This window comes from Streptomyces sp. NPDC126499, assembly GCF_040302485.1.
Lineage (GTDB): Bacteria > Actinomycetota > Actinomycetes > Streptomycetales > Streptomycetaceae > Streptomyces.
Genome location: NZ_JBEOUO010000021.1, coordinates 1 through 18,467, shown reverse-complemented (window position 1 = coordinate 18,467; position 18,467 = coordinate 1). Strand labels below are relative to the sequence as shown.

The 18,467-nt window shown below is 73.3% G+C and carries 20 protein-coding genes and 2 pseudogenes; 15 read left to right on the top strand and 7 right to left on the bottom strand.

Annotated features, from left to right (window positions below; translation table 11 throughout):
* Positions 1-222, bottom strand: coding sequence for a hypothetical protein (locus ABTZ91_RS26295; RefSeq protein WP_352079710.1), 222 nt, complete (start codon positions 220-222; stop codon positions 1-3).
* 167 nt (positions 223-389) lie between these two features.
* Here ABTZ91_RS26295 and ABTZ91_RS26290 point away from each other — a divergent pair, with 167 nt between their 5' ends.
* The 5 genes and pseudogenes from ABTZ91_RS26290 (at position 390) to ABTZ91_RS26270 (ending at position 4,345) form a co-directional block, all read left to right on the top strand.
* Positions 390-1,622, top strand: a complete 1,233-nt coding sequence (locus ABTZ91_RS26290; protein ID WP_352079709.1) for a histidine kinase — start codon at positions 390-392, stop codon at positions 1,620-1,622.
* A pseudogene (locus ABTZ91_RS26285) lies at positions 1,619-2,062 on the top strand (response regulator transcription factor); the annotation flags it as partial. The gene ABTZ91_RS26290 and the pseudogene ABTZ91_RS26285, both read left to right, overlap by 4 nt.
* 300 nt (positions 2,063-2,362) lie before the next feature.
* Positions 2,363-2,608 (top strand): annotated as a pseudogene (locus ABTZ91_RS26280) (response regulator transcription factor); the annotation flags it as partial.
* Positions 2,609-2,617: 9 nt separating this feature from the next.
* Positions 2,618-3,799, top strand: coding sequence for a cytochrome P450 (locus ABTZ91_RS26275; RefSeq protein ID WP_352079708.1), 1,182 nt, complete (start codon positions 2,618-2,620; stop codon positions 3,797-3,799).
* A 60-nt stretch (positions 3,800-3,859) separates the two neighbouring features.
* A complete protein-coding gene (locus tag ABTZ91_RS26270; RefSeq protein ID WP_352079707.1) occupies positions 3,860-4,345 on the top strand; it encodes a PaaI family thioesterase in 486 nt (161 codons plus the stop codon).
* 54 nt (positions 4,346-4,399) lie between these two features.
* On the opposite strand, the gene ABTZ91_RS26265 is transcribed toward ABTZ91_RS26270, so the two are convergent.
* The 3 genes from ABTZ91_RS26265 to ABTZ91_RS26255 form a co-directional block, all read right to left on the bottom strand.
* On the bottom strand, positions 4,400-5,809 hold the full coding sequence (locus ABTZ91_RS26265) for a VanZ family protein (RefSeq protein WP_352079706.1): 1,410 nt from the start codon (positions 5,807-5,809) through the stop codon (positions 4,400-4,402).
* A gap of 255 nt (positions 5,810-6,064) precedes the next feature.
* A complete protein-coding gene (locus ABTZ91_RS26260) occupies positions 6,065-7,090 on the bottom strand; it encodes a Gfo/Idh/MocA family oxidoreductase (RefSeq protein WP_352079705.1) in 1,026 nt (341 codons plus the stop codon).
* Positions 7,091-7,166: 76 nt separating this feature from the next.
* Positions 7,167-7,679 (bottom strand): hypothetical protein, encoded by a 513-nt coding sequence (locus tag ABTZ91_RS26255; RefSeq protein WP_352079704.1) that lies wholly within the window; start codon positions 7,677-7,679, stop codon positions 7,167-7,169.
* Between the two features lie 192 nt (positions 7,680-7,871).
* Between ABTZ91_RS26255 and ABTZ91_RS26250 the strand changes: the two genes are divergently transcribed.
* From ABTZ91_RS26250 to ABTZ91_RS26230, 5 genes are read left to right on the top strand one after another with little or no spacing between them, the layout of a single operon-like run.
* Entirely contained in the window at positions 7,872-8,891 is a 1,020-nt protein-coding gene (locus ABTZ91_RS26250; RefSeq protein WP_352079703.1) for a sugar ABC transporter substrate-binding protein, read from the top strand.
* Positions 8,888-9,943 (top strand): ABC transporter permease, encoded by a 1,056-nt coding sequence (locus ABTZ91_RS26245; RefSeq protein ID WP_352079702.1) that lies wholly within the window; start codon positions 8,888-8,890, stop codon positions 9,941-9,943. Before ABTZ91_RS26250 ends, ABTZ91_RS26245 begins: the two co-directional genes overlap by 4 nt.
* On the top strand, positions 9,910-10,743 hold the full coding sequence (locus tag ABTZ91_RS26240; RefSeq protein ID WP_352079788.1) for an ATP-binding cassette domain-containing protein: 834 nt from the start codon (positions 9,910-9,912) through the stop codon (positions 10,741-10,743). Before ABTZ91_RS26245 ends, ABTZ91_RS26240 begins: the two co-directional genes overlap by 34 nt.
* A gap of 36 nt (positions 10,744-10,779) precedes the next feature.
* Positions 10,780-11,958 (top strand): ROK family glucokinase, encoded by a 1,179-nt coding sequence (locus tag ABTZ91_RS26235; protein WP_352079701.1) that lies wholly within the window; start codon positions 10,780-10,782, stop codon positions 11,956-11,958.
* Positions 11,958-12,536 (top strand): hypothetical protein, encoded by a 579-nt coding sequence (locus tag ABTZ91_RS26230; protein WP_352079700.1) that lies wholly within the window; start codon positions 11,958-11,960, stop codon positions 12,534-12,536. Before ABTZ91_RS26235 ends, ABTZ91_RS26230 begins: the two co-directional genes overlap by 1 nt.
* Here ABTZ91_RS26230 and ABTZ91_RS26225 read toward each other — a convergent pair.
* Both ABTZ91_RS26225 and ABTZ91_RS26220 read right to left on the bottom strand, forming a co-directional pair.
* Positions 12,509-12,838 carry a hypothetical protein gene (locus ABTZ91_RS26225; RefSeq protein ID WP_352079787.1) on the bottom strand — a complete coding sequence of 110 codons (330 nt, stop codon included), beginning with the start codon at positions 12,836-12,838 and terminating at the stop codon, positions 12,509-12,511. The two genes, ABTZ91_RS26230 and ABTZ91_RS26225, sit on opposite strands and share 28 nt — an antisense overlap.
* Before the next feature lie 89 nt (positions 12,839-12,927).
* Positions 12,928-13,509 carry an RNA polymerase sigma factor gene (locus ABTZ91_RS26220; RefSeq protein WP_352079786.1) on the bottom strand — a complete coding sequence of 194 codons (582 nt, stop codon included), beginning with the start codon at positions 13,507-13,509 and terminating at the stop codon, positions 12,928-12,930.
* A 209-nt stretch (positions 13,510-13,718) separates the two neighbouring features.
* On the opposite strand from ABTZ91_RS26220, the gene ABTZ91_RS26215 reads away from it, so the two are divergent.
* The gene (locus tag ABTZ91_RS26215; RefSeq protein ID WP_352079699.1) at positions 13,719-14,453 is read left to right on the top strand and encodes a translation initiation factor IF-2; all 735 of its coding nucleotides are present in this window, start codon (positions 13,719-13,721) and stop codon (positions 14,451-14,453) included.
* Positions 14,454-14,693: 240 nt separating this feature from the next.
* Here the strand turns inward: ABTZ91_RS26215 and ABTZ91_RS26210 are convergent, their stop codons facing one another.
* Positions 14,694-16,262 carry an FAD-dependent oxidoreductase gene (locus tag ABTZ91_RS26210; protein ID WP_352079698.1) on the bottom strand — a complete coding sequence of 523 codons (1,569 nt, stop codon included), beginning with the start codon at positions 16,260-16,262 and terminating at the stop codon, positions 14,694-14,696.
* Positions 16,263-16,505: 243 nt separating this feature from the next.
* Here ABTZ91_RS26210 and ABTZ91_RS26205 point away from each other — a divergent pair, with 243 nt between their 5' ends.
* The 4 genes from ABTZ91_RS26205 to ABTZ91_RS26190 all read left to right on the top strand — a co-directional run bounded on the left by ABTZ91_RS26205 (position 16,506) and on the right by ABTZ91_RS26190 (position 18,287).
* On the top strand, positions 16,506-16,838 hold the full coding sequence (locus ABTZ91_RS26205; RefSeq protein ID WP_352079697.1) for a gas vesicle protein: 333 nt from the start codon (positions 16,506-16,508) through the stop codon (positions 16,836-16,838).
* A gap of 66 nt (positions 16,839-16,904) precedes the next feature.
* Complete coding sequence (locus ABTZ91_RS26200) at positions 16,905-17,333, top strand: gas vesicle structural protein GvpA (RefSeq protein ID WP_352079696.1); 429 nt, start codon at positions 16,905-16,907, stop codon at positions 17,331-17,333.
* A complete protein-coding gene (locus ABTZ91_RS26195) occupies positions 17,330-18,049 on the top strand; it encodes a GvpL/GvpF family gas vesicle protein (protein ID WP_352079695.1) in 720 nt (239 codons plus the stop codon). The genes ABTZ91_RS26200 and ABTZ91_RS26195 overlap by 4 nt, the downstream gene beginning before the upstream one ends.
* 4 nt (positions 18,050-18,053) lie before the next feature.
* Positions 18,054-18,287 carry a gas vesicle protein GvpG gene (locus ABTZ91_RS26190; protein ID WP_352079694.1) on the top strand — a complete coding sequence of 78 codons (234 nt, stop codon included), beginning with the start codon at positions 18,054-18,056 and terminating at the stop codon, positions 18,285-18,287.
* Positions 18,288-18,467 lie beyond the last annotated feature (180 nt).

Sequence of the window (18,467 nt, the reverse complement as noted above, 5' to 3'; positions counted from 1 at the left end):
TCAGCGGCGTGGCACCCGGTCCGATATCACCAGGATCGCCACGCCCAGGGCGGCTATCACGATGTTCGCGAAGACCTCGTGGCCCTGGAGGAACCCGACGTTCTCCGTCAGGAAGCGGGTCATGCCGAGCAGTTTGAACCAGCCGTCGGTCAGTTCGCGGATCACTCCGGCGATGCCGAAGATCATCACCAGGAAGCCCACGACTTCGAGAAACCTCTTCATGCCCCGATCATGATCCATGCGCGGCCCGCCCCGCGTCGGCCGTCGGTATCCGTTTCGCGGGGCTCGCGTACGACGTTCGTACGACAGAAGTCGCCCCTCTCGCGACTTTGGTATCGACCGGTCGCTCCACCCCCGCCTCCCGGCCCCCACCTGCGTACATTGCCGTCATGACACGCACCTGGCTGCTCCCCTCCCACCTGGTCGAGGCCGCCCGCGCCGGCGGACCCGGCGGGCCCGGTGGGGCGGAGGGACGGCGGACGCGGCGGACGGTGCGGGACTGGGTCGTGGACACCACGCTGTTCCTGCTCGCCGCGTTCGTCGGGCTGCTCGCCGCCGAGACCAGCGCCCAGCACAGCAGCGAGGCCGTCGCCCTCGCCGACCAGATCCTCGGCGGCCTCGCCTGCTGCGCCCTCTGGCTGCGCCGACGGTGGCCCGTCGGGCTCGCCCTCGCCCTGTCGGCGGTCGGCGTCGTCGCGCCGACCGCCGGCGGGGCCTTCCTCGCGAGCCTGTTCAGCGTCGCCGTACGCCGCCCCTTCCGCGAGGTCGCCTGGATCGGCGCCGTCGCCATGACCTCCTCGACCGTCCAGGTCTTCGTCCGCCCCGACCCCGAGATCAACATCGTCCTCAACGCCGTGCTCGGCATCGTCCTGATCCTCCTCGTCACAGCCTGGGGCATGCTCGTCCGCTCCCGCCGCCGGCTCGTCGAGGCGCTGCGCGACCGGGCCCTGCGCGCCGAGGCCGAGGCGGAGCTACGGGTCGAACAGGCGCAGCGCCTGGCCCGCGAGGCCATCGCCCGCGAGATGCACGACGTGCTCGCCCACCGGCTCACCCTGCTCAGCGTGCACGCCGGCGCCCTGGAGTTCCGCCCCGACGCCCCGCCCGAGCAGATCGCCCGCGCCGCGGGCGTGATCCGCGAGAGCGCCCACGAGGCCCTCCAGGACCTGCGGGAGATCATCGGCGTGCTGCGCGCCCCCGACGAGGACAAGGGCGGCGCCGCCGAACGGCCCCAGCCCACCCTCGCCAGCCTGGACGGACTCGTCGCCGAGGTCCGCGAGGCCGGGATGCGGATCACGCTGGACTCCGAGGTCACCGACCCCGGTACCGCCCCCGCCGCCACCGGCCGCACCGTCTACCGGATCGTCCAGGAAGCCCTCACCAACGCCCGCAAGCACGCCCCCGGCGCCGAGGTCACCGTCACCCTGCGCGGCCGCCCCGGCGAGGGCCTGACCGTCGACGTCCGCAACGCCGCCCCCGTCGGGCCCGTGCCGCCCGTGCCCGGCTCCGGCCAGGGCCTCATCGGACTCACCGAACGCGCCACCCTCGCCGGGGGCCGGCTCGGGCACGGCCCCACCCCCGACGGCGGCTTCGCCGTGCACGCCTGGCTACCGTGGCCCGCATGACCATCCGGCTGATCGTCGTCGACGACGACCCCCTGGTCCGCGCGGGCCTCGCTCTGATGCTCGGCGGCGCCGAGGACATCGAGATCGTCGGCGAGGGCGCCGACGGCGCCGACGTCCCCGCCCTCGTCGAGCGCCACGCCCCCGACGTCGTCCTCATGGACATCCGCATGCCGTACGTCGACGGCCTCACCGCCACCGAGGAGCTGCGCTCCCGGCCCGGCGCCCCCGAGGTCGTCGTCCTCACCACCTTCCACGCCGACGAACAGGTCCTGCGGGCCCTGCGGGCAGGGGCGGCGGGATTCGTCCTGAAGGACACCCCACCCGCCGAGATCGTCGCGGCCGTACGCCGGGTCGCCGCCGGTGACCCCGTCCTCTCGCCGGCCGTCACCCGCCAGCTGATGGCCCATGTCGCCGGATCCACCGGACCGTCCCGGTCCGCCGGACCGTCCGGAGCTGCCGGGCCCGTCGGGCGGTCCGGCTCCGGCGGCCCCGGTGGTCCCTCCGCCTCCGGCGGCCTTTCTACCCCCGGTGGCGCCGGTGGTCCCGCTGGCGCCGGTGGTCCCGCTGACCCCGGCGGCCCCTCCGCCTCCGGCGGCCTTTCTACCCCCGGTGGCGCGGGTGGTCCCGCTGGCGCCGGTGGTCCCGCTGACCCCGGCGGCCCCGGCGGTCCCTCCGCCTCCGGCGGCCCCGGCGGCCCCTCCGCCTCCGGCGGTCCCTCCGTCCCGCCGTACGAACCTCCCCGCCGCGCCGCCGCCACCGCACGCCTCGCCCTGCTCGCCGAACGCGAGCGCGAGGTCGCGCTCGCCGTCGGACAGGGCAGCACCAACGCCGAGATCGCCGCGCGGCTCTACATGAGCGTCCCGACCGTCAAGACCCACGTCTCGCGGATTCTGGCCAAACTCGGCCTCAACAACCGTGTCCAGATCGCGCTGCTCGTTCACGACGCGGGCCTCCTCGACCTCCCCGACCAGGACGGCCGCGCCTAGCCTGGAGCGATGTCCGTCATCGACCTGGGGGCGTACGGCCCGGACTTCACCGCCGACCCGTACCCGTACTACGCGAAGCTCCGCCAGTCCGGACCCGTCCACGAGATCCTCACGCCCGAGGGCATCCCGGCCTGGCTGATCGTCGGGTACGAGGAGGCCCGCGCCGCCCTCGCCGACCAGCGGTTCGTCAAGAACCCCTCCGCCGTCGTCGACTTCGTCCCGCTGGAGGTCGAGGTCATCGGCCCCAACCTGCTCGGTGTCGACCCGCCCGACCACACCCGGCTCCGCGGACTCGTCGCCGGCGAGTTCACCGGCCGCCGGGTCGAGGCCCTGCGCCCGCGCGTCCAGGAACTCACCGACGAACTCCTCGACGCGATGGCGCCGGCCGGCCGCGCCGACCTCGTCGACGCCTTCGCCTTCCCGCTGCCCATCACCGTCATCTGCGAACTCCTCGGCGTCCCCGCCGCCGACCGGGACTCCTTCCGGGCCTGGTCGAACGAGCTCGTCGCCCCGACCGGCGCCATCACCGAGCGGGAAGCCGTCGAGGGCTTCGGCGGCTACCTCGACGGACTCATCGAGGACAAGCGGGCCGCCGGCCCCGCCGACGACCTGCTGTCCGCCCTCATCGCCACCCGCGCCGAGGACGGCGACCGGCTCTCCCTGCCCGAACTGCGCGCCCTGGTCTATCTGTTGCTGATCGCCGGCCATGAGACCACGGTCAATCTGATCGCCAACACGGTCCGCGCGCTGCTCGACCACCCCGATCAACTCGCCGCGCTCCGCGCCGACTTCGACCTCATCGACGGCGCGATCGAGGAGGGGCTGCGCTACGACGGCCCGGTCGAGGCCGCCACGTACCGCTTCGCCACCGAGGACGTCACCGTGGGCGGCGCCGTCATCCCGGCCGGTTCCGTCGTGCTCGTCGGACTCGCCGCGGGCGCCCGCGACCCGGGCCGTTTCCCCGGCCCCGACCGCTTCGACATCCGGCGCGACCCGCGCGGCCACCTCGCCTTCGGTCACGGCATCCACTACTGCCTGGGCGCCCCGCTCGCCCGCCTGGAGGGCAAGATCGCCATCCGGTCGCTCCTGGAACGTTTCCCCCGGCTGGAACTCGACCCCACCGCCGGTCCGTTGGAGTGGCTGCCCGGTCTGCTGATCCGCGGCACCCGCCGCCTTCCCGTGATCTGGTGAGCCGCTAGGAGCCCCGTGAACCCCATGAACCCCGTGAACCCTGTGAGCCCAATGAACCCCGTGAACCCCACCAGCCCCGCGACGGACCACCTCGACCCCGCGTCCGCCCCCGCCCCGGGCCCCGATCCCGACCCCGCCCTCTCCCTCTCCCTCGCCCAGAAGGTCCTCGACAGCCAGCCCTTCAGCCGCCTCCTCGGCGCCCGGATCACCGCCTTCGGCGACGGTGCCGCCACCCTGGAGCTGGACATCCGGGAGGAACTCCAGCAGCAGAACGGCTTCCTGCACGGCGGAGTCCTCTCCTACGCCGCCGACAACGCCCTCACCTTCGCCGGCGGCGCGGCCCTCGGCCCTGCCGTCCTGACCGGCGGCTTCACCATCCAGTACCTCCGCCCGGCGGTCGGAGCCGTCCTGCGCGCCCGCGCGTCCGTCGTCCACGCGGGACGGCGGCAGGCCGTCGTCCGCTGCGACCTGCTGACCGTGGACGCCGAGGGGGCCGAGACGCTGTGCGCGGTGGCCCAGGGCACGGTGATGCCGGCCGGCGGCTGAAGTCGGGGGGCGGACAGTCGACGCCGACGCGCCGGGGGCGTCGACCCGCCGCGTTCAGCCGGTTTCCACCGCGGTGTCGACGCCGTCGTACGTCTGCCCGGTCACGGCATCCACCCGCCACATGTCGGATGCCGACGTTCCCGCGGGGTCGCTCGGCTGTCCTTCGGCGCCCAGGCTCACGTTCACGAGCCACTCCGCCCGCCACTTTCCCTGCCGTTCATGGGCCTTGAGGGTGACCGCCTTGACCTGGAAGCCGGCGGGGGCGTCGTGTCCCCGGGCCCGGGACCGTGCGGCCATCGCCTCCCTCACGGCCTTCTCGGCCTGCGCCGCGTTCAGTTTCGGCTTCTCCAGGTCGAGGTCGGTGGGCCCGAGGGTCACATCCACCTGTGAGACGGTGCCCGTCCTGCTTACCTCGACGTCGAGCATCCTCGGCATCAGCACGTCGCCGTCGAGCCACTGCCAGCTGGTCACCCACCCCAGCTCGGCTCTCGCCCCCACCGGGTGCGTCTTGTGGGTGACGGCGTGCTTGGCCCAGGGGTAGCGCTCGTGCATGTAGGACTCGGCTATTCGGAAGGCGCTCTCCTCGTCGGTGGGCGCCTTGGCGCCCGGGACGGGGTATCCCATGACGGTGGGCCGGTCGCCGTCTTGCAGCAGCACGTTGAGGTGCTTGCCGTCCGGCCAGGACAGGGTGCCGTGGCCGTAGACCTGGGGGTGCTTCCTGTCGCGGCTGAGCAGGATGAAGATGACGTTCGTGCAGGGTGCGCCGACGCACGGCTGGTCCTGGACGTGTGCCAGTTCGTACCGGTCCCCGAACGCCTCTTCCACGGCCCGCTGCACGGCTTCGCGCTGGTCGGTGCTCGCGGCGGAGAGGCCCGTGCCGTCGACGTGGGTGAAGCTGACCGCCGGACGCGCCACGCCCGCACCCAGCACGAGGATCACAGCGGCCGTGATCAGTGACGGCGTCGACCTCGCACGCCAGTCGAGCGGCCGATGCCGGAGGGAGAGGATCAGGGCACCGGCGGCGACGCCGAGCAGACCGCCGAGGATGTTCATCTCGGCGTCCGCGCTGTCGCACACCCGCCCGAGGCCGTTGACGGTGGCCTGGGTGAACTCGATGGCCAAGGGCAGGGTGATCACGCCGACGAGCACGGGCAGCGGCCGGCGGACGGCCAGTGCGGCGAACAGACCGAGGGGGACCATCATCGCGAGGTTCCACAGCCCTTGGACGGTCTGGAACGGCTGGCCGAAATCGTGGTTGACGACGCACGTGCCCTCGGCCGGGCCGGCCCCCATGAAGGTGACCCCGAGAACGCCGGCGACGGCGCCGACCAGCCCCGCCCACGCCACGCCGTACGGGTTGCCCAGCCGGCGCGCGAGCCACCACGCCGCACCACCCAGCACAAGGGCGGCGAACACGCAGAGCGCCAGGTATCGGAAGTGGTCTTGGAAGATCGCGGTAAACACGGGTCGTGGTCCTTGCCGAGGTCAGGGCGGGGCGGCGAGGGGCCCTGCCCTGACGGCAGGCCCCTGATGGGGCGGGTTTCAGGAACGGGCTGCAGGAGTCCGGAAGTTACCGCCGCTGTAGGACGGAGGCTGCTGCCGTGAGGGTGCCGGTCTGTCGGCGCACGAGGTCATCACAGCGACGAGTATCGACGACATCACCCCAGGCCTCACCGTCTGGTTGGCCGCCGCGACTTCAGCGGACGACCACCAGACAGGTCACCGGCCTCTGAGCCCGACCTGGCCCGGGACCTCGTCGAGCCGTACCGGGCGCCGCTCGCGGCGTGAGCGCTCGCAGGCCTCCGCGATCCGCAGGGCGGCGAGCGCCTCGCGCCCGTCGCAGGGGTTGTCGCGCTCCCCGCGCACCAGGCCGACGAAGGCGTCGAGCTCCGCCTCGTACGCCGGGGCGAACCGCTCCAGGAAACCGGTCCAGGGCTTGGCGGGCGGCGGTGGGCCCTGCGGCTCGACCGACTCCAGCGGCGTGCGCTCGTCCATGCCGACGGCCAGCTGCGCCCGCTCCCCGGCCAGCTCCATCCGTACGTCGTACCCGGCGCCGTTGCAGCGGGTCGCGGTCGCCGTGACCAGCGTGCCGTCGTCGAGGGTCAGCAGCGCGGCGGCCGTGTCCACGTCCCCGGCCGCGCGGAACATCGAGGGCCCCGCGTCCGACCCGGTGGCGTACACCTCCACCACCTCCCTGCCCGTCACCCAGCGCACGATGTCGAAGTCGTGCACCAGGCAGTCCCGGAACAGCCCGCCCGACAGCGGCAGGTACGAGGCGGGCGGCGGCGCCGGGTCCGAGGTCACCGCCCGTACGGTGTGCAGCCGCCCGAGCCGGCCCGATCCGACGGCTTCCCGCGCCGCCCGGTACCCGGCGTCGAAGCGCCGCATGAATCCCAGCTGCAGTTCGGTGCCGGCCGCCGCGACCGCGTCGAGCGCGGCCAGCGTCCCCGGTACGTCGAGCGCGATCGGCTTCTCGCAGAACGCCGGCAACCCCGCCGCGGCGGCCCGCCCGATCAGCTCCGCGTGCGCGGCCGTCGCGGACGCGATCACCACCGCGTCCAGCGCGTGGTGCACGAACAGCGCCTCGACCGTCGGCGCCGCCTCGGCCCCCAGCGCGCCCGCCACCCGCGCGGCCCGCTCTCCGTCGGCATCGGCGAGCACCAGCCCCTCCACCTCCGGGTGCCGGGCGAGCACCCCCGCGTGGAAGCCGCCGATCCGCCCCGTCCCGACCAGTCCGATCCGCATGGGCCCAAGGTGGTGCGGAACGGATCGGGTGTCAAGGAACGCCCGGCAGACTGGCCCACGGCCCCGGCGCCCCGCTTCAGTCGTCGGCGGCGACCAGCAGCGTGAGCCGCGCCCGCCCGCGGTCCACGGCGACGAACTCGTGGAACTGGCAGTGCACCCCGCCCCAGTCGTGCAGTGCGCCGTCGCCCAGGTCGGCCAGCCGGTAGCACCGGTCGGCGGACGCGACCACCGCGAACACCGCCGCCAGCTCAGCCTCCAAGGACGCCGGCACCGGGCCGTGCTCGTCCGCCCAGTCGCGCAGCACCCGCCGCGCCTCCTCCGCCTCCACCGGCCGGTACGCCCCGGCCGTCACCGCGTCGAGGCGATACGGCCCGTGCCGGGTGCCGTCCGGGTCGACGTCGCCGCCGGCGTAGTCGTCGCGGAACCACGGGTGCGCGACCAGAGCGGCGAGGAGCGCCTCGTCCGGCTCCCCGGCCGGGCAGCGGAAGACCTTCGTGTCCACCCAGCGGTAGGCGTGCGCGCCCCGCTCGGCGAAGGCGTGCCCCCGGAAGTTCAGGAAGCCGCGCTCCACGGCATCGAGCCCGATCACCCGCCCACCGTAACCGCCGCGCCCCACCACCCCGCCACGGTCACCTTCCCGCCGCCAGCCCCCAGGGCTACGCTCCGACGCGTCGGCCCGCCCGCCGCGCCGGAGGTGACGCAGGACCCGCTGAAGATCGGCGCGACCCCCATGACCGATACTGCAATGCACGCAGAAGGACACAAAGGAGGGCACGACCTCGTGACCAGGGTTCCTGTTGGAGGGGTACGCGCGGCGGTCGGCGCCGTGCTCGCGGTGGCGCTGACCGCCGCGCTCGCGGGATGCAGCAGCACCGGCGGCAAGCGCGCGGAGGACGCCCGCAAGGCGGCCGCGGCCCAGGGCAGGGCGGCCGTGGACACCCCTCGCTGGACCTTCGCCATGGTCACCCACTCGGGCGACGGCGACACCTTCTGGGACATCGTCCAGAACGGCGCCAAACAGGCCGCCGTGAAGGACAACATCAACTTCCTCTACGCCCACAGCGACGAGGCACAGGCGCAGGCCCAGCTGATCGACTCGTACGTGGCGAAGAAGGTCGACGGCCTCATCGTCACCCTCGCCAAGCCCGACGCGATGAAGACGGCCGTCGAGAAGGCCGTCAAGGCCGGCATCCCGGTGATCACCGTGAACTCCGGCGCCGAGCAGTCCAAGGCCTTCGGCGCCCTCACCCACATCGGCCAGGACGAGACCGTCGCCGGCGAGGCCGTCGGCGAGGAGCTCGACCGGCGGGGCCGCAAGAAGGCCCTGTGCGTCCTGCACGAGCAGGGCAACGTGGGCCACGAGCAGCGCTGCGCCGGAGCGAAGAAGACCTTCGGCGGCGACCTGCAGAACCTCTACGTCGACGGCACCAACATGCCCGACGTCCAGGCCTCCGTCCTCGCCAAGCTCCAGTCCGACCCGTCGATCGACGCCGTCGTCACCCTCGGCGCGCCCTTCGCCGACGCCGCCGTCCAGGCGAAGAAGACCGCCGGCAGCAAGGCGGAGATCGACACCTTCGACCTCAACGCCAAGGTCGCCACCGCCCTGGAGGCCGGCACCCTCGGCTTCGCCGTCGACCAGCAGCCCTATCTCCAGGGCTACCAGGCCGTCGACCTGCTCTGGCTCTACCGCTACAACGCCGACGTCCTCGGCGGCGGCAAGCCCGTCCTGACCGGACCCCAGATCATCACCAAGGACCAGGCCGGCGCGCTGAAGGGCTACACCGAGCGGGGCACCCGATGAGCGCCGCCGCCCCGCCCTCCGACGGGCTCGACCACGTCGACGAACGCCTGCTGCGCACCTCGCCGCTGAAGAAGCTGCTCGCCCGGCCCGAGCTCGGCTCGGTCGTCGGCGCGATCGCCGTCTTCGTCTTCTTCTCCGTGGTCGCCGACAGCTTCCTGCGCGCCTCCAGCCTCGGCACGGTCCTCTACGCGGCGTCCACCATCGGCATCATGGCCGTGCCGGTCGCCCTGCTGATGATCGGCGGCGAGTTCGACCTGTCCGCCGGCGTCCTGGTCACCACCTCGGCGCTGATCTCCTCGATGTTCAGCTACCAGATGACCGCGAACGTCTGGGTGGGCGTCGGCGTCTCGCTGCTCGTCACGCTCGCCATCGGCGCGTTCAACGGCTTCATGCTGACCCGCACCAAGCTGCCGAGCTTCATCATCACCCTCGGCACCTTCCTCATGCTGACCGGCCTGAACCTCGGCTTCACCAAACTCATCAGCGGCACCGTCTCCACCAAGTCGATCGCCGACATGGAGGGCTTCCCCTCCGCCCGCGCGCTGTTCGCCTCCACCTGGACGGTGGGCGGCGTGGAGCTCAAGGTCACCATCCTGTGGTGGCTCGTCCTGGTCGCCGCCGCCACCTGGATCCTGCTGCGGACCCGCTTCGGCAACTGGATCTTCGCCGTCGGCGGCGGCGCCGACGCCGCCCGCGCGGTCGGCGTCCCGGTCCACCGGACCAAGATCGGCCTCTACATGGGCGTGGCGTTCTGCGCCTGGATCTCCGGCCAGCACCTGCTGCTCTCCTTCGACGTCGTCCAGTCCGGCGAGGGCGTCGGGAACGAGCTGATCTACATCATCGCGGCCGTCATCGGGGGCTGTCTGATCACCGGCGGATACGGCTCCGCCATCGGCTCCGCGGTCGGCGCCTTCATCTTCGGCATGACCGGCAAGGGCATCGTCTACGCGGAGTGGAACCCCGACTGGTTCAAGTTCTTCCTGGGGGCGATGCTCCTCCTGGCCACCCTGCTGAACGCCTGGATCCGCAAGCGCGTGGAGGCCGCCAAGTGACCACGACCACCAAGACCGCCGCGCCCCTGGTCGAGCTCGACGCCGTCAGCAAGTACTACGGCAACATCCGGGCCCTCGAAGGGGTGTCCCTGGAGGTCGGCGCGGGGGAGATCTCCTGCGTCCTCGGCGACAACGGCGCCGGCAAGTCCACCCTCATCAAGATCGTCGCCGGTCTGCACCGGCACGACGGCGGCACCTTCCGCATCGAGGGCGAGGAGGTCACCCTCGCCAACCCGCGCGACGCACTGGACCGCGGCATCGCCACCGTCTACCAGGACCTCGCCGTCGTCCCCCTGATGCCGGTGTGGCGCAACTTCTTCCTCGGCTCCGAGCCGACCCGGGGCAAGGGCCCCTTCAAGCGGCTCGACGTCGAGCTGATGCGGACCACCACCCGTGAGGCCCTGCTCCGGATGGGCATCGACCTGCGCGACGTCGACCAGCCCATCGGCACCCTCTCCGGCGGCGAGCGCCAGTGCGTGGCGATCGCCCGCGCCGTCCACTTCGGCGCCAAGGTCCTCGTCCTGGACGAGCCGACCGCCGCACTCGGCGTGAAGCAGTCCGGGATGGTCCTGAAGTATGTGGCGGCAGCACGTGACCAGGGCCTCGGCGTGGTCCTCATCACCCACAACCCGCACCACGCCTACCTCGTCGGTGATCGTTTCTTGCTGCTCAAGCGCGGTGTCATGGCGGGCAGCCATACGAAGGGCTCCATCACCCTGGACGAGTTGACCCGGCAGATGGCCGGCGGCAGCGAGCTCGAAGACCTGCGCCACGAACTGGAACGTCCTTCCGCTTCGTGACGCCCCTCTCACCTCCCACCTGGCAGAATCGAGCCGATGAGTACCTACCGTGACCTGACCGGCCGAGGCTCCGCCCGGGGTACGGTCCTGCGGACCATCGGTCCCCGGGAGCGGCGCTCGCACTTGACGGCGCCCCGGGTGCCGACCGTCGGCATCGACATCGGCGGTACGAAGGTGATGGCCGGCGTCGTCGACGCGGACGGGAACATCCTGGAGAAGGTCCGCACCGAGACCCCCGACAAGTCCAAGAGCCCCAAGGTCGTCGAGGACACCATCGTGGAACTCGTCCTGGACCTCTCCGACCGCCACGACGTGCACGCCGTCGGCATCGGCGCGGCCGGCTGGGTCGACGCGGACCGGGCCCGGGTGCTCTTCGCCCCGCACCTCGCCTGGCGCAACGAGCCCCTGCGCGACGCCCTCCAGGACCGGCTCGCCGTCCCCGTCATGGTGGACAACGACGCCAACACCGCCGCCTGGGCCGAGTGGCGCTTCGGCGCCGGCCGCGGCGAGGACCACCTCGTCATGATCACGCTCGGCACCGGCATCGGCGGCGCCATCCTGGAGGACGGCCAGGTCAAGCGCGGCAAGTACGGCGTCGCCGGCGAGTTCGGCCATATGCAGGTGGTCCCCGGCGGCCACCGCTGCCCCTGCGGCAACCGCGGCTGCTGGGAGCAGTACAGCTCCGGCAACGCCCTCGTCCGCGAGGCCCGCGAGCTCGCCGCCGCCGACTCCCCGGTCGCGTACAACATCATCGACCGGGTCAAGGGCAGCGTCCCCGACATCACCGGCCCGCTCATCACCGAGCTCGCCCGCGAGGGCGACGCCATGTGCGTCGAGCTGCTCCAGGACATCGGCCAGTGGCTCGGCGTCGGCCTCGCCAACCTCGCCGCCGCCCTCGATCCCTCCTGCTTCGTCATCGGCGGCGGCGTCTCCGCCGCCGACGACCTGCTGATCGGCCCCGCGAGGGACGCCTTCCGCCGCCACCTCACCGGCCGCGGCTACCGCCCCGAGGCCCGTATCGCCCGCGCCCAGCTCGGCCCCGAGGCCGGCATGGTCGGCGCCGCCGACCTCTCCCGGCTCGTCGCCCGCCGCTTCCGGCGCGCCAACCGGCGCCGCGTCGAGCGTTACGAGCGGTACGGCCGCTACGCGCAGGCCCTGCGCGCCGCCGCTGCCGCCGCCGACCGGAACGCCCGCACCACCCAGGACCCGCACTGATGACCGTGACCCACCCGACGTCGCCCCCCACCCGCCCGGACGGCAAGCTGCCCGAGGACCGGCGGCACATGCTGCGCCGCCGCTGGCTCACCGCCATCATCATCGTGCTCCTCGTCGGCATCCCGGCCGGCTATCTGGTGATCTCCGCCGGCCAGAGCCGCGCCAGCGGTCGCGACAAGGAGCGCGAGTCCTCCGTCGTCGGCCTCCAGGACAACCGGCCCTCCCTGATGAAGCGCCGGATCTACGAGATCCCGATCCCCTCCGACGCCTGGCACGTGGCCTACTACGAGACCAGCAACTGGAAGACCAGCCGGCTCTACGTCCAGTTCACGACCACCGCCGCCGGCCTCGACGCCTACCTCCACGACAGCGGCACCAGCCGCGCCGCCCTCACCCCCGGCGACGTCACCATCGGCAGCCGCGACGCGGGCATCGTCGGCTGGGACTTCCGCCCCGACCACGACTGGTCCGGCACCACCGTCACCCGGGAGAAGCCCCGCCCCACCAGCGACATCACGGTCAACCTCACCGACCCGGCCTTCCCCCGCGTCTACGTGGTCTCCACGACCTCCCCCTGACGCGGGGCGGCCGCGGCAAGGCCGCAGACGCCGTCCGCGCACCGCCGCTCCAGACGGCCGCGCGAGACGGTCTGCGCCAGGCCGACCAGCCAGCAGGTGGGGCAGCCCCGGAAGGCGATCAGGGCCGGTACGGCCGCCAGCAGGGCGGCCAGCCCGGCGACGGGCACCAGCGCGACCGCGCCGACGATCAGTCCGAAGCCGACGGCGCCACGCGCCAGATGGCGCGGGACGGACGCGCTCGCGAAGCCGGCCGGTCTCGTGGCCGGTGCGGGCCGCACGGCCTCCACGGCCTCCACGGCCATCACTGTCTTCTCGGCCTCCACGGCCTCCACGGCCTCCAGAGCCTTCACTGTCTTCTCGGGCTTCACGGGGTTCACGGGGTTCACGGGCTTCACGGTCGTGGGTCTCCTTCGACGGGGCGGCCGGCGGCCAGCGCGTGGCGCAGTGCCGCGCGTGCCCGGTGCAGCCGTGACTTCATCGCCGCGTCGCTCAGCCCGAGCGCACGGGCGACGGCGCGGCCGGGCAGGCCCTGTACGTCCCGCATGACCAGCACCTGCCGCTGGTCGCGCGGCAGGGCGGCGACCGCGGCCGCGATCCGCTCGGCCTCCAGCCGGCGCAGCACCGCGTCCTCGGCGGACGGTTCCGCGGCCGTGTCCGCTCCGGGCCCGGCCGGCTGCTCGTCGTCGCTCCGCGAGACGAGCAGCCGCACCTGCCGGAGACATTCGTTGCGCACGATCCGGAACATCCACGAGGCGAGCGCGCCCGTGGCCCGCAAGGTGCCGATCTTCCGGTAGAGAATGATCAGCGCCTCCTGCGCCGCGTCCTCCGCGTCCTGTGGCGAGGCGCACAGCGACCGGGCGAACCGGCGCACATGAGGCTGCGACGCCAGGACGACCGTGGTGAGCGAGGTGAGGTCGCCGTCCTGGGCGGCCCGGATCAGCGGCTCGTCCGGCCAGGCGAAACGTGGCTTCACGGGGCGGGCCCGGCTCAGCCCCGGCTCCGGTGGCGCCGCGTCAGATGCCAGGCGCACGCGCCCACGAGCAGCACTCCCACGACGACGAGGGCAGTGATCATCGCTGTTTCCTCCCGGTTCGGCCGGCCCGTTCGGCCGGGACGCACATAAGAGGCGGGGAACACCGGAAAGGATTCGCCTCCCGGAGAAGTTTTCCTGAGGATGGGGCCATGCGCCGACTGCTGCTGCTCGCCCCGCTGTTGCTGTGCACCGCCGCCTGCGGGGTGGTGCAGTCCTCCGAGGGCGAGGCGACCGACGCCGCGCGCGAGGTGGCCAGGAAGGCGGGGGAGCGGCTCTACGGCCAGCGTCCGCGCACGGCGGAGGAGGTGGGGCGCTCCGCGTCCGAGATCGACGGCGTGGAGGTCCTGCGGCTGTCGGGCACCTCGACCCACGACGGGGACGGCGTCGACGTGATCGTCCGTACGTACGGCTCGGCGTACAACGGATGGCTCGACGTCGACGAGGTCACCGTACGGCGCTGCTTCGCGGTGCGCGTCTCGCCGAAGTCGGAGTGGCGTGAGGAGCCCCGTGACGTGGACTGCCCGAGCGGCCCTCCGCTGACGTTCGCCCCGCCGCCCGACCCGCCCCGGCTGCCGTACGAGGAGCTCCGCGCGCGGCTTCCCCGGGTGCCGGAGGGCGGCCGCGCGGACGAGGCCGAGGTGCGCCGCACGCTCGACGCCCTGGACCTGGACCCGGCGATCCGCACCGAGGTGAAGACGGACGGCGACCGGGTCGGTGTGCTCCTCGCGGTCCAGGGCAACGGCTTCGACCCGCAGGACTGCCTGCTGGCCCGCGTGGGCCCCGGCGCCACCGAGGTGTGGTCGCCGCCCCGGATCCAGCGGATGCCCGGAGAGGGCGGCTGCACCGTCGGCAACGCCCTGGACCCGCTGCCGCCGCCGCACTGACGAGGACCGTGCGTCGGCGTCAGGGACGGGAGCGGTCCGCTGACGAGCGCCCTCGCCGCCCTTCTCGTCCCCGCCCTCGCCGGTGCTGGCCGCCCTTCTCGTCCCCGCCCTCGCCGGTGCTGGCCGCCCTTCTCGTCCCCGCCCTCGCCGGTGCTGGCCGCCCTTCTCGTCCCCGCCCTCGCTGGTGCTCGCCGCCCTTCTCGTCCCCGCCCTCGCCGGTGCTCGCGGCCCTTGTCGTCCTCAGCCGTCGCCGCGCTCCTCGCCCTTGTCGTCCCCGGCGCCGTCGGTGCCGGGGAGCGGGCGGGGTTCGAGCGGGCGGACGGCGGGGCCCTGGAGCACACTGCCGTCGGGGGCGAACCGCGAACCGTGGCAGGGGCATTCCCAGGCCCGCTCCGCGTCGTTGAAGTGCACCAGGCACCCCAGGTGGGTACAGCGCGCCGAGACCGCGTGCGGCGTGCCCTGCTCGTCGCGGTAGACGGCGCAGCGCCGTCCGGCGACCCGTACGACCGCCCCCGTCCCCGGCCGGATGTCCTCGACGCCGTCCACGTGGGAGGAGGCGAGCCGGTCGCCGACGAAGTGCTTGGCCACCGTGCCCTGAAGCTTCAGCAGGGACCCCGTCTCCCGGACGTGGAAGCGGCCCGGGTCGTACAGCGCGGACCAGGGCAGTTCCTCGCCCGCGATGCGGGCCGCCAGCAGACGCCCGGACATGACGCCGTTGCTCATGCCCCAGCCGCCGAACCCGGCCGCCACGTACACGTGCCGGGCGCCCGGGTGGAAGCGGCCGACGAACGGCACCTTGTCCGTCGTCGAGTTGTCCTGCGCCGCCCACCGGTGGGTGATACGGGCCTGCGGGAAGTGCTCCGTGGTCCAGGCGGCCAGCCGCTCGTAGCGCGCGCCCACCTCGCCTTCTCCCGGGGTGAAGGACTCGCCGGTGACGATCAGCAGCCGCCGCCCGTCCCCGTACGGCGCGGTGCGCACGGAGCGGGTGCTCTGCTCGTGCGTGAGGTACGTGCCCTGCGGGGCGAGCTCCGCCGGCAGGTCCGCCGCGACGACGAGTTCGCGGCGGGGTTCGAGCCGGGAGAACAGCAGCGCCCGGTCGAAGACGGGGTAGTGGGTGGCCACGATCACGTCGCGGGCGACGATCTCGGCGCCCTGCTCGGTGGTGAGCCGGCAGGGCTCGCCCTCGGCCAGCGAGACGACCCGGGTGCGTTCCCGGACGATGCCGCCCCGCTCGACGAGGTCGGCGACGAGCGCCAGGAGGTACTTCCGCGGATGGAACTGCGCCTGCCCGTCCACCCGCACAGCGCCGGCGACCGGGAACGGCAGCTCGGTCTCCGTGACGAAGGAGGCCGGCAGGCCCGCCTCGCGCGCCGCGTCCGCTTCCTCCCTCAGCTCGTCCACGGCGTCCGGCCGCTGCGTGTACACGTGGCTCGGCGCGGTCTCCAGCTCGCAGTCGATCCCGAGCTCGGCCGCCACCCGGCCGACCCGGTCGATGGCCTCCAGCTGGGAACGCGCGTACAGCGCCGCCTTCTCGGCGCCCAGCGAGTCCCGCAGCCGTGCGTAGACCGCGCCGTGCTGGGCCGAGAGCTTCGCGGTCGTGTAGCCGGTGACGCCCGCGGCGACGCGGTCCGCTTCGAGCAGGGCGACCCGGCGGCCCGCGCGGGCCAGCTCCCAGGCCGCGCAGATGCCGGCGATGCCGGCGCCGACGACCGCGACGTCGACCTCCAGGTCACCGGCCGGGCCGGAGTACGCGGACCCCGGTGCGGACTCCATCCAGTACGACTCGTAAGTGCCGGGCAGACCGGTCATCTCAGTGCCTCCACTTCGCACACGCTACGGCGGCCGCGGGGCCGGCCCGTGCGACGCGCTCGGACCGTTCCCCTGATCGGGCGGACCCTGCCCGGCTTCCCCCGACCGCCGACCCTACCCGTGCGTCTCGGGACGCGAATGCCGAAGGACCGGGCGTGGAGTGGCGCGCGGCGGGCAGGCGGATCGGGAGCGTTCGCCCGAAACGCACCCCATGACGGGAGAGACACGAGAGAGGAGAGCACCGTGGCCCAGTCATCGGACAGCCCGGCGGACAGCCGCACCGACCGCAAGGCGGCCGACGCCGAGCCCGAACGTCCGCCGCCGCTCGCCCAGGTGAGCCGGACGGCGATGGAGCAGCTCGCGCAGCTGCTCGACCAGCCGGCGGAGTCCGTCAGCTCCTGCGCGCGCGGCGAGGACGGCGGCTGGCACCTCACCGTGGAGGTCCTCGAACTGAGGCGCGTCCCGGACACCATGAGCCTGCTCGCGTCGTACGAGGTCGACGTCGACCGTGACGGGCAGCTCGTCGGCCACCGGCGCACCCACCGGTACGAGCGGGGGCGCGCGGACCGCCGCTGAGCCCGGCGGCCCGCCCCCGCCCCGTACCCGTCCGTCCGTCCCGAGACGAGAGGGAGACCGAGCATCATGACCGTCGTTCCCACCCAGACCGCTCCGGCCGCCTCCGGAGGCGGCTCCAGCGGCCTCTACGACGTACTCGAACTGGTTCTCGACCGTGGCCTGGTGATCGACGCGTTCGTGCGCGTCTCGCTGGTCGGCATCGAGATCCTGAAGATCGACATACGGGTCGTCGTGGCCAGCGTCGACACCTATCTGCGCTTCGCCGAGGCGTGCAACCGCCTCGACCTGGAAGCCGGTCCGCGCAAGAACCCCGGCCTGCCCGAACTGGTCGGCGAGGCCACCGAGTCCGGCGCGCGCAGCAAGACCAAGGGCGCCCTCAGCGGAGCCGCGCAGACCATCTCCGACGCCTTCACGCAGGCGCGTGACGAGGCGGAGGAGAAGAGCGGCAGCAGCTCGCGCCGGCGCACCTCGACCCGCGGGGAGGAGAAGGAATGAGCACGTACGTCTACGCCATCGCGCCCGCCGACCGGACGGTCCCGGGCGACATCGAGGGCATCGGCGACCCGCCGCGGCCGGTGCGGACCGTCCGCAGCGGCGAGCTGGTGGCCCTGTGCAGCGACGCGCCCGCCGAACTCAAGCCCAAGCGCCGCGACCTGCTCGCGCACCAGCACGTCGTGATCCGGGCCGGCCAGGACGGCCCGGTGCTGCCGCTTCGGTTCGGCGGGGTGTCGCCCGACGACGACACGGTCGCCGCCGTCCTGGCGGAGCACCACGACCGCTACCTGGAGCGGCTGAAGGCGCTCGACGGCAAGGACGAGTTCAACGTGAAGGTGCACCACGACGAGGAGGCCGTGCTCCAGGCCGTGCTCGCCGACGACGCCGACCTGAGGGCCCGCCACGCCGCGAACAAGGCCGCGGGCGGCGGCAGTCACGAGGACAAGCTGGCCTTCGGCGAGCTGGTGGCGCGGGCCGTCGCCGAACGGGAGCGGACCGACGCGGAGCTGGTCGAGCGGACCCTCGCCCCGTACGCGGCCGCGATGGTGCACGGCCCCGAGGGCACCGGCCGGCTGGCGAACCTGTCGTTCCTGGTGGAGCGCGAACGGCGGCAGGAGTTCCTGGACGCCGTGCGCGACCTGCACCAGGAGCACACCCACCTCCAGGAGCAGGTGACGGGGCCGCTGCCCCCGTACAGCTTCGTCGAGACGGACTGACCTCATGGGACTGCTCAAGGAGATCCTCCTGCTGCCGGCCGCGCCCGTGCGCGGTACCGCCTGGGTGCTGCGGCAGGTCGTGGACGTGGCGGAGCGGGAGTACTACGACCCCGGCGTCGTCCAGCGGGAACTCGCCGAACTCGTGGCGGCCTTCGAGGCCGGCGAGATCGACGAGGCGGAGTTCGACCGCCGGGAGGACGCCCTCCTGGCCCGCCTGGACGCGAGGAGAACCCCATGAGCGGACACCACCGGAGGGAGGCCCGATGGCCCGCCCGATGACCCGTGCACCCCGTCTCCTCGTCGGCCTCGCCCGGGTCGCGGGCCGGTCCTCCGCCCGGCTCCACGCCCTCACCGGCGGCACCCGCGGCCTGGCGTCGCTGACCCTGGCGGGCGCCCGGCGGGCCGGCCGCGCCCGGGG